General features: G+C 53.8%; 10 protein-coding genes and 1 tRNA gene. 3 read left to right on the top strand and 8 right to left on the bottom strand.

The features are described 5' to 3' along the window. The first annotated feature begins 179 nt into the window (after nucleotides 1-179). The 3 genes from ROO76_04295 to ROO76_04285 all read left to right on the top strand — a co-directional run bounded on the left by ROO76_04295 (nucleotide 180) and on the right by ROO76_04285 (nucleotide 3,350). Nucleotides 180-329 (top strand): lmo0937 family membrane protein, encoded by a 150-nt coding sequence (locus ROO76_04295; protein ID MDT8067366.1) that lies wholly within the window; start codon nucleotides 180-182, stop codon nucleotides 327-329. A gap of 645 nt (nucleotides 330-974) precedes the next feature. Continuing rightward, nucleotides 975-2,684, top strand: coding sequence for an OmpA family protein (locus ROO76_04290; protein ID MDT8067365.1), 1,710 nt, complete (start codon nucleotides 975-977; stop codon nucleotides 2,682-2,684). Nucleotides 2,685-2,720: 36 nt separating this feature from the next. After that, entirely contained in the window at nucleotides 2,721-3,350 is a 630-nt protein-coding gene (locus ROO76_04285) for a hypothetical protein (protein ID MDT8067364.1), read from the top strand. A gap of 407 nt (nucleotides 3,351-3,757) precedes the next feature. On the opposite strand, the gene rpsU (ROO76_04280) is transcribed toward ROO76_04285, so the two are convergent. The 8 genes from rpsU (ROO76_04280) to rpsU (ROO76_04245) all read right to left on the bottom strand — a co-directional run bounded on the left by rpsU (ROO76_04280) (nucleotide 3,758) and on the right by rpsU (ROO76_04245) (nucleotide 8,135). After that, nucleotides 3,758-3,955 carry a 30S ribosomal protein S21 gene (gene rpsU, locus ROO76_04280; GenBank protein ID MDT8067363.1) on the bottom strand — a complete coding sequence of 66 codons (198 nt, stop codon included), beginning with the start codon at nucleotides 3,953-3,955 and terminating at the stop codon, nucleotides 3,758-3,760. Nucleotides 3,956-4,249: 294 nt separating this feature from the next. Further along, nucleotides 4,250-4,325: transfer RNA gene (locus tag ROO76_04275), tRNA-Ala, on the bottom strand. Nucleotides 4,326-4,451: 126 nt separating this feature from the next. Further along, nucleotides 4,452-4,793: a hypothetical protein gene (locus ROO76_04270; GenBank protein ID MDT8067362.1), complete on the bottom strand. Its 342-nt coding sequence runs from the start codon at nucleotides 4,791-4,793 to the stop codon at nucleotides 4,452-4,454. Between the two features lie 179 nt (nucleotides 4,794-4,972). Beyond that, on the bottom strand, nucleotides 4,973-5,167 hold the full coding sequence (locus ROO76_04265) for a hypothetical protein (protein ID MDT8067361.1): 195 nt from the start codon (nucleotides 5,165-5,167) through the stop codon (nucleotides 4,973-4,975). Nucleotides 5,168-5,211: 44 nt separating this feature from the next. Next, nucleotides 5,212-5,529 (bottom strand): RNA-binding protein, encoded by a 318-nt coding sequence (locus ROO76_04260; GenBank protein ID MDT8067360.1) that lies wholly within the window; start codon nucleotides 5,527-5,529, stop codon nucleotides 5,212-5,214. A 265-nt stretch (nucleotides 5,530-5,794) separates the two neighbouring features. Continuing rightward, on the bottom strand, nucleotides 5,795-6,985 hold the full coding sequence (locus ROO76_04255) for a DEAD/DEAH box helicase (protein ID MDT8067359.1): 1,191 nt from the start codon (nucleotides 6,983-6,985) through the stop codon (nucleotides 5,795-5,797). 299 nt (nucleotides 6,986-7,284) lie between these two features. Next, nucleotides 7,285-7,587 (bottom strand): RNA-binding protein, encoded by a 303-nt coding sequence (locus ROO76_04250; protein MDT8067358.1) that lies wholly within the window; start codon nucleotides 7,585-7,587, stop codon nucleotides 7,285-7,287. A 341-nt stretch (nucleotides 7,588-7,928) separates the two neighbouring features. After that, nucleotides 7,929-8,135: a 30S ribosomal protein S21 gene (gene rpsU, locus ROO76_04245; GenBank protein MDT8067357.1), complete on the bottom strand. Its 207-nt coding sequence runs from the start codon at nucleotides 8,133-8,135 to the stop codon at nucleotides 7,929-7,931. Between the last annotated feature and the right edge of the window lie 122 nt (nucleotides 8,136-8,257).

Raw genomic sequence — 8,257 nt, 5'->3', positions numbered from 1 at the left:
CCCGGAATGTGCTGCTGGGCAAAGTAGCTGCACCCGAATCAGCTCACTCTTTCCTGGCCGCTGTCAGGGGCGCAAAGGCACAGGCTGTAGAGGCCGCGAAGGACTAACTCGGCCGGAATGAGCGCAAGCACCCGGGAGCGACGTTTCCGGGTGCTCACCAGCGTGTTGAGGAGGCATATATGCTTTGGACGATTGTGGCTGTTCTCTTGGTTTTGTGGTTACTCGGCTTCAGCCTGCATGTAGGCGGTGGGGTCATCCACCTTCTGCTCATTTTTGCGCTTGTAGTGCTGATTTTTAACCTGTTCACCGGGCGCCATCGCGTTGCATAAACAAGAGACACGTCTTGCGCAAAGATAACGATCGACGCCGCAGATCCAGCGGTTTCAGGCACACCTCCTGACTACTTGCTTAACGGTGATCACATGGATGAATGTGTGCTCCCGGTTGAGTGCTGGACGTAAACGGGCTCGCGAACACCCACAGCGAGGTACTGTCTCATGAATCTCCTGTGTTGTAGTTTCCAGTACGTTTTTCAGTTGCATCATCGGCACCTGAGCCGAGTCTTCACGATCAACAACCAGACATACCAGGTCTGGTTTAAGTGCGCCCATCAAGTCGTGTATCCGCGGAATCCCCTCGATTTTCCTAAAAGGAACGGCACTAACGATGCCGTCGCGGCGACCAGTTCGAAGCAAGACCCAAGCTCGCGCAAGTTAGATTGGCCTTCGTCAACTTTGCATGTGAGCTCTCTTGCTCAGACGCGAAGGTCCAGGCCTGTCACTCTGTATGTTCCTGAGTGTGTAGAAGAATCCACGACGGCTGATTCGTGGATCTCAGCTTCAGGTCGCTCCGGATCGGGTTCCGATCAAGTTACGGCGAAGCGCCCACATCCAGCCAATCGGCATTCATCACAGGTTACGAGCCAATAAAGCTGATCACGCAACACGGCAGAGACTTCGCCGCAAGGGGATACTTTGAAAACAAAACTTTTGTTAGTCGCTGGAATGACCCTCAGTTTGAGCATGTTCGCTCAAACAAATTCTCAAACAATTATGGTTGTGGAGCCTTTGAGTCCGACGCCCACATTCCGAGTCAATGTTGTTAGCCGTGAAGTGCGAGCGGTCAACTATCAGCACCGCAGCGGAGCCACCAAGGTCGACTTTGCCGGCACGGATCTGATGCCGCGGGCGAATGGCCAGGCAAAAATAGAGAGCAAGAAGGGCTACATCGAAATCGAAGTGGAATTCGGTAATTTGCAGAAGCCCACTACATTCGGCAATGAGTATCTGACGTACATCCTCTGGGCAGTTTCTCCCGAAGGCCGCGCCATTAATTTGGGAGAAGTTCTGGTCGGCGACAACCACCGCAGCAAGCTGGATGTCACCACGGACCTTCAGGCGTTTGCCCTGGTCGTGACGGCGGAACCTTATTATGCGGTCCGCCAACCCAGCAATGTCGTCGTGCTCGAAAACGTAATTCGCGAAGACACCAAGGGAACCATCAAGGCGATAAATACCAGGTATGAACTCATGGAGCGCGGAGGCTATATTCCCACCGGCTATAAGTTCGATCCGGTGGTTCTGAACACCAAACTGCCGTTGGAATTCTTCGAGGCGCGCAACGCATTGCGCATCGCGGAATCCGAAGGAGCAGAAACGTACGCTACTGACAGTTATCAGCGCGCGGTGAAGTTGATGGACAGGGTCGATGGTTATGCCACGTCCAAGAATACGGATAGAAAAGCAATGATCGCGGCAGCTCGTGAAACCGTTCAGACCGCCGAAGATGCCCGTGCAATCGCCGTCAAGACCACGAACGACGAGCGCCTGGCTAATGAACGTCGCTCTTCCGCAAGAGAACAGTCGAGATTGCAGGATCAGGCTGACGACGCAGCACAGCAAAAAGACCAGGCGTTAAACGATACGGCGAACGCTCAGGCCGCGAAGGAACAGGCGGAATCTGATACCGCAAGGGCACAGGACGCAAAGGCACAAGCGGTGTCCGACATGGTAAACGCACAGAATGCAAAGGAGCAGGCAGAATCTGATACAGCTAAAGCGCGGGCCGAAGCTGACGATGCGCAATCCGCTGCGGCGAAGGCCAAGACCGATATGGCGGAAAATCAGGTTGCAGCCGCGCGTGCTCTCGCGGCGTCCCAGATCGAATTGGAAAACTCTCGCTTGGCTGCAGAGCAGGCGAATCAGAACGCGCAACGAGCTGATGCCGATAAGGCTGCCATGCGCGCACAACTGTCCGAGCAATTGAACAGGGTCTTGCAAACTCGCGAAACCGCGCGAGGATTGGTCGTCAGCATGTCTGACGTATTGTTCGACACTGGCAAATACTCATTAAAGCCGGGCGCTCGTGAAAAGCTGGCGAAAGTCGCCGGCATTCTGCTGGCCTATCCGGGGCTCAATATTGAAGTCGGCGGCTACACGGACAATGTCGGCGGCGATGCGATGAACCAGACCCTTTCCGAAAATCGTGCTGGATCCGTTCGTGATTACCTCGTCGAACAAGGCGTTCCAATGACTTCGGTCAGCACAATAGGTTACGGCAACAGTTCGCCGGTTGCTACCAACGCTAACTCAGCCGGCCGTCAGCGAAACCGCAGAGTGGAACTTCTCGTGTCCGGTGAAGCTATTGGCAGTCCAACGAATGCAACCACAGGGAGTTTGCAGTAGAGCAAGTCTGCCAACTGGCAGAACACAGGCATACAAATGAAAAAGGTCAGAATCACCAGCGTCGCTATTCTGTCTGTCATTCTCGGTATGTTTTCTTCCGGGTATGCACAGCAGGGGCACGACGACAAGCAGGACGGTAAGGGAAAAGAACAGGGCAAGCACGAGCAAGCCAAACCAGGAAAGCAGCATGCCCAGCAGCAAAACGCTCAACAGCAACAGGGCCAAAGTCAGAACAGGCAACAGCACGCTCAGCAACCGAAGCCGTCCGCTCAAAGAATACGTCACCCACAATCGGCACAGCAACAGCGGAGATTCCAGCAGAGTGCCTGGCAAAATCATCGCGCTCATAGCTGGGATTCAGACCACCGCACCTGGCAACAGCGTGGTGGCTACCACGGCTATCGAATTCCAGACGCTCGCTACCGCGGATACTTTGGGCCGGACCATGGATTTCGCATTTACGGTCGTCCATTCCTGGTCGTGGATGGACGCCCGCGATTTCAATACCGTGGCTACTGGCTCAGCATGGTAGATCCGTGGCCTGAATCCTGGGCGAATGATTGGTATGACACCGACGAGGTTTATGTCACCTACGTCGATAACGGCTACTACCTCTACAACCAGAGGCATCCGGGCGTTGGAATTTCGATCAGCATTTCGATGTAGCCCATACCTGGTGCAGCTTCGTTAAGAGGCTGCATCCGGTATTCATTTCCCGGTCATTCAGAAGGAAGAGTTACGTGGCAATCCCACACGCGTTCTGGGGACCATTTTGTCGCAGATACTGGGGTTGGAACACTTCACTAGGGGCCGAACTGATTCTCGTCACAGCACGGGTCCGGCTTCATCGACCAGAGTTGTCGGTGTAGCCGGACAATCTCACGGCTATCTGCCAGAAGATCGACGGAAAGCTTTATGAAGGGTCCAGTTCATGGGTTTCGGGTGGCACGCGATTCACGACTGCCTTGTGGCCCGTAACGAAAAGTGCTACCGAAAACTTGCTTGCTCTAGATGGCCTGGATAACTGGATTGAAAAGGCCGCTGCAGGTTGGCAGCGGCCTAGACTGTTCGGCTTAATCGTTTTCTTTGCGAATCTTCTTCCGGGCACGTTTACGCGCCAAAGATTGTTTCAATCGCAGCTTGTCGCCCGGCTTCAGGTAGTAGGAGTGACGTTTCACTTCCTTAATGATGTCTTCCGCCTGAACTTTGCGCTTGAACCGACGCAGGGCGTTCTCTATCGATTCACCGTCTTGCAGTCGAACTTCCGCCAAACTCACCACCTCCCATCTCGAACGGGACATCCCTAAGCTTACCTCATTTGAACTCCCATCCGAGACTCATAATGACAAAATAGCTAACGTCACTTTGTGCTTTGACAGGAAGGAAGCAGACGAAGTCAACCGAAACCGTCGGGGCAAAACCATTGCGGCGGATTAAAAACAAGAAGAGGCCACCGGGCAAAGAGTGAAACTCCCAAGGGATCGGCTAAGAAGAAGGTTGGCAAGAAAAGAGCACCGGCGAAGACGAAAGCTCTCCGCCAGAAGGCGATTGCCGCGAAGATTTGATGGTGGACCTGGTCGGGATCGAACCGACGACCTCTTCCATGCCATGGAAGCGCGCTCCCAGCTGCGCCACAGGCCCACTTGAAGGCTCGCGGTGTGACCGCGACTTGTTTATTCTCTCGTAGGAACTCAGGCAAGTCAAACTGGCTCGCAGCAATTCGAGCAATTCACGCACCCAAGAGTCAATTTCCAGTCGCTCTTTTCGCTAAGGTTTGGTAGATGTCTTGACCGGCGATGGCAGGATATTCTCTGGTTGGTCTATCTGGTCCCATGAGATGTCGGGCGGATATTCGCGATAGAAGCAAGGGAGCATTCTACGATCCGCGAACAAGGACCACCCTGGCGGTGTGGATTTACCGGCGATCCAATACACTCCCTCAGCTATCGGTTCGATTCTAGGCCTGGGTTTCTTCATCTCCAGCGAAACTGCTTGCACCAGTTTTTCGTGCGTAATGGAGACCTGTCCAAGCCAGCGTAGTTCTTCCGCGATTACCTTTAAACCCTGGGGACTGTTCTTGCGCTCCAGTCGCTCCAAGATCCAATCCATCAATGGAGCCCCGGTATGAAGGCTCGAGTATTCCTCCATGTCGGTGCTGACTACTACAGGAGGCGGAGATTTGCGAAACCCGGCACAAAGGCAAATTCTACATTCGCCAAAAGTGCCGACACCACGTCGCGGTGCACGGTGGTCTTCCTTCTCATGACCACATTCACAATTTGGGTGCCTCATTCGATCCGATCGCCTTCGGTATCCACTTGCTCTATATTCAATTGCTTCGCTGCACCCTCCCAATCGATCTCCGGACCGGAACTCGTCTTGTCGAGTGCTCGCTGTTTCTTACGATCAGCCTTCTCCTGGCGCTTTTGCTGCCGATTTTGTTCTTTCTGGCGCTTCGTAAACGTTGACCGGCCTGCTGGCATCCATCCTCCGTGAAGATCAATTGACCACGTACAGTTTCAGACCATTACCAGCGGGACCCGCGATCGCGACGCGGGTGGTCGCGACGCCCTTCACGATTTCCATGAGAACTGCGCTCAGCCTTTGGGCGCGCTTCGTTCACCGTCAGAGGACGTCCGCCGAAATCGGCGCCATTCAACGCCGTCATTGCGGCGTCGGCTTCGGCATTATTCCCCATTTCTATGAACGCGAATCCTCGAGAGCGACCGGTATCCCGATCCGTAACAAGGGTCGCGCTGTCCACGTGTCCATGAGGTTCGAACAGCGAGCGCAGCTCAGCCTCTGTCGTATTGAACGAAAAGTTGCCGACAAATATCTTCTTCATTGGAGTTCCTTTCAGTTGAGAACCGCGACAGACAGTGAAATGCACTTACCGCCATCTGACCTTTACGAACCTGGCATGCGATCCGTCGAGAGCAGGACGGCTATGACAACGGGCCCATGGCTGGTCTAAGGTGAGAGATATTCAGAGGAACTGACTTAGCTCAGTGGATCTGAAGAGGACAAGAATGTAATCCTCGTTCCAGAGTATGCGCGTTGTCGGCTTCTGTCAAAATCAAGTCCCCTCTGACGTGGATAGAGCTCTTGGCCTAGACGAAGACTTCTCCGGGCATGGCGATAAGCGTTCGCGAACGAAGCGACGGAAGAGCCGGTTCTTTCGACGAGTTCCTGACCGCAATCTCTCTTCGCTTGATGCGAAGCTTCAGGGCTCGCTCGATGCTCTTCAACTCAAACACTTCGGCGCCCGACACAAGTGTGGAAGCCAGGCCTGAGGCACCCGCGCGGCCTGTTCTGCCGATTCGATGGATGAAGTCTTCGGGCAATGTGGGCAGATCATAGTTGATTACGTGTGCGATCTCTTCTATGTGAAGGCCACGCGCGGCCACATCCGTCGCGACCAGTACTTTGACGGTTCCCTGCTCAAAATTGTTCAGCGCGGCTGTGCGCTGGGACTGGCTGCGGTCACCATGTATCATTCCGGCCGCGAAACCGTCGCGCGCTAGTTGCTTAGCAAGTCTCTCGGTACCACGCTTTGTTCGCGCAAAGACGAGGGTGCGACCCTTGTGTTCGGCCAGCAGTTGGCGCAAGACCTCGCTCTTCTGCATTCCCGGTACTTCGAAGGCTTGTAATTCAACCGATTCCACGGGCTTTAAAGTCGATCCCAATGCGATACGCACTGGCTCCAGCATGTACTGGTTCACAAGCCCGGCAACGCTTTGTTCCAGCGTTGCAGAAAAGCACAGGGTCTGGCGTTGCCGAGGAAGAACACTGAGAATGCGGCTAATAGCTGGAAGGAAGCCCATGTCCAGCATTCGATCGGCCTCATCCAGGACAACTATCTTTATCGACCTCAGGTCGACCAACCCGCGTCGAAGGTAGTCCTCTAACCGCCCGGGAGTTGCAACGATCACTCGCGCGCCTCGCCGAATAGCATCCAACTGCTTCTTCTCGCCCAATCCACCGATAACCAGTGCCGCCGGAGTTAATGTTCTGCCGCGCAACTGTTCAAACTGCGCGTGGACCTGAATCGCAAGCTCACGCGTAGGAACCAGGACAAGTCCAGCGATACCTCGCGTTGTGTCCTTTCCCAGCAATTCAATCATTGGGATCAGAAATGCCAGCGTCTTTCCAGTACCCGTCTGGGCCGTTGCGACCAGGTCTTTTCCTTCCAAGGCGGCTGGAATAGCAGCGGATTGGATTGGAGTGGGGTTTATGAATTGTCCGGCCGCAAGCCTTCCCTGCAGTGCTGGACATAACGGTAGTTCAACAAATTTCGTCATCTGAATCGTATCGCTCTCTTGTTTTCCTGAGGTTTCTCGCGAAACCAAGAGTGGATTCGATTCGCAAGTTCTGTTCCTCAAAGTGTGCATTCTTTCTTGCTGAAGGTCGGCTGAGACTGAGAATGGGGGGATACTTCTAAAGGCGGGCCAAACTCAAATCGCGTTCAAACTTCGCGAGTTACTGGTTTTGATGCTAACACACCTGTCGCGGCGTCAACATTTTTTCGACAGGGTCCCAGTGACTTTAGGTCCTCTGTCGAGAGATACCATCGGCTATCTCGCTCTTTCATTCTCGTGCTTTAACGGCCGTGTCCACGGAATTGGTCCCGACCACTGCCACGTAATCTGCTGAACTCGTTCTTGGCGCCAGCTTCATTAACGTTCAGAGTGCGCCCACCAACATCCTTGCCATTCAGCGCGGACATAGCCTTTTCGGCCTCTTCATCGTTCAGCATGTCGACAAAACCAAATCCCCGTACGCGTCCGGTATCACCATCGGTCGCTACCGAAACGCTCTCGACCTTCCCGAACGGTTCAAATAAAGAGCGGAGTTCGGCTTCTGACATGTTGAAGTTGAAATTCCCTACAAAGATCTTTTTCATCGTCTTCAATCTCTCGACAGCTAGTGATGAACTTAGTCTCGTTATTCTTTCGATCCCAAGGCTCGTACCAGTTCTTTACGTAGCCTCAACACCCGTGCCTTACGCGTCTTGAGCGGGTTTTCACGGCTGTCTGGTTGTCCTTCGGTTCTGTTTAACAACGCGAGACGAACGAGGAGTTTGCGTGTGCGGTCGCTGAGTTTCATGGTAATCCTTCCTTCTGAATCAGCCGAAATCAGGAGACCGGGCAGCGAACCAAAGGACGACGCCTGTTTCCTCAGACATAGAGCGCTCCTGACTTTATCCGCACCTTCAGTGACAGTCCGACTGAACCATCATCTGTCTCATCTGGGATCTCGTGTCTCTCTTCGGATCTTCTTGCGTGCCCGCTTGCGCGCTAGTGCCTGTTTCACACGCGCCTTTTCACCCGGTTTCAGGTAATAAGAGTGCCGTTTTACTTCCCGGATGATGTCTTCTTCTTGAACTTTGCGCTTGAACCGACGCAATGCGCTTTCAATCGACTCCCCCTGTTGCAGTCGAATTTCTGCCAAATCAACCACCTCCTGGAGCTTAAATCGGATTACACGTGTATCTACTTGCGCGGCAGTCCTCGTAACCCGCAACCGCAATGTCGTAACTGTTCGGCAGCATTGCGCGGTAGATCGATTGTCAA

The sequence above is a fragment of the Terriglobia bacterium genome (assembly GCA_032252755.1).
Taxonomy (GTDB): domain Bacteria; phylum Acidobacteriota; class Terriglobia; order Terriglobales; family Acidobacteriaceae; genus JAVUPY01.
Note: the sequence above shows the minus strand (reverse complement) of the source record. Positions and strands in the feature narration are given on the sequence as shown.